We start from the raw sequence: 1,264 nt of genomic DNA on the forward strand, positions 1-1,264 counted from the left end.
AAAAGTTGGTTGGTTGTTACAATCCTGTTTCTAGAGACTGTGTGATATTAACCACCTCCCCGTCTGAAAAGACGAGGAAATGAAATCATATTTTAAACTAAGCAGCTTTTACGACAGATCTTGCTAGAACCTGTTTTGCTTCTTTAATGAGAGCTTTATATTTTCTGTTCTCTTCATCTACTCTGAAGGCATCAAGAAGACGCACATGGATAGGACCTAAAAGATATAAAACTTTTTCACCAGCGTTCATTCCCTCCCAATAGCTTGGCAAATCAAAGCGTGTATCATTATCATAATCAACAGATTGGTTTCTTAGTTTTTTCTCACATTCAATAAAGTAACGACGTGCTTGACGTCCTTTCTCATTGCGTTCAACCATGGAAAGCTCTTTTGCCATGTCTAGAGTGAGGTGGTACTCTGTCATGTTTACATTTTGACGCTCCCCCGTTTTGGGGAACGTTAGAATATAGTCTTTTGTGTGAACAAATTTATATGTTTTTATGCGGTTTTTAATCCATGTCGTAAAGTCGCGACCTACTTCTAAAAATGTATGCAATTCGCGTGCATTAACGGTTTGAACAGTTTCCTGATCAATGATTTGTTCTGTAATTTTAATAAGAGTGTTCATAATGAACTCCTATCGATTAGAGGTTTTTCATTGACATCCAATAAAGGATGCCGGGTGCTGAAAAACACGGTCGATAGTCCGTCGTTACGCTTTCCCCATAAAGGGTATTGTATAGCGTAACTACACCCGACAAAGCCATTATATGCGTGTAACATACAATGAGTCAAAGCCTTTAATGTGCGGAGAAAAGATTGTTTCGGCAATCTATCCGCTATCGATTCAAGGTGTTTTTCAAGCACCTGATTCGACAATAGACATACTGATATTATATTGTCAATTAAAAAGTTTGAAAATTGACGCAAATAAATCATATCGATTTTATCAGTAAATTCGTATTTCTTTTTCATTATTGCATTCCTTAATTAATGCATGCTTTGTCTTTTAAGCTCTTGAGACAGCGCACCAATTCCTTTTGCTGTGATTTTTGCGCAAGGAATGACTTTTTCTATTCCACTCGCGGTTTGAAGTGTGATGGTTGGACAATCCATAAGTTGCTTTTGGATTTTGTCTTGATAAGGAAGCAAATTTCCACCTGCTGCACGTCTGTAAATCCACCCTTTTTGCTGTAAGAATTGAATGAATTGTTTTGGTTGCATCTCGAGTATTTTAGCGGCTTCTGTAAGACCAAAGAGCCCA

General features: G+C 37.5%; 2 protein-coding genes. Both read right to left on the bottom strand.

The features are described 5' to 3' along the window. Nucleotides 1-97: 97 nt before the first annotated feature. Nucleotides 98-628, bottom strand: a complete 531-nt coding sequence (locus ACFILT_RS03530) for an antA/AntB antirepressor family protein (RefSeq protein ID WP_375619034.1) — start codon at nt 626-628, stop codon at nt 98-100. Between the two features lie 362 nt (nt 629-990). Next, nucleotides 991-1,264, bottom strand: a 274-nt coding sequence (locus ACFILT_RS03535) for a phage antirepressor KilAC domain-containing protein (RefSeq protein ID WP_375679591.1), incomplete at its 5' end; no start/stop codon positions are given.

It is taken from the genome of Bartonella sp. AP7XZML, assembly GCF_042195745.1.
Lineage (GTDB): Bacteria > Pseudomonadota > Alphaproteobacteria > Rhizobiales > Rhizobiaceae > Bartonella.

Bases quoted from the DNA above. Each gene is read 5' to 3' on its own strand.
- ACFILT_RS03530 (WP_375619034.1), bottom strand. From the start codon at position 628: ATGAACACTCTTATTAAAATTACAGAACAAATCATTGATCAGGAAACT.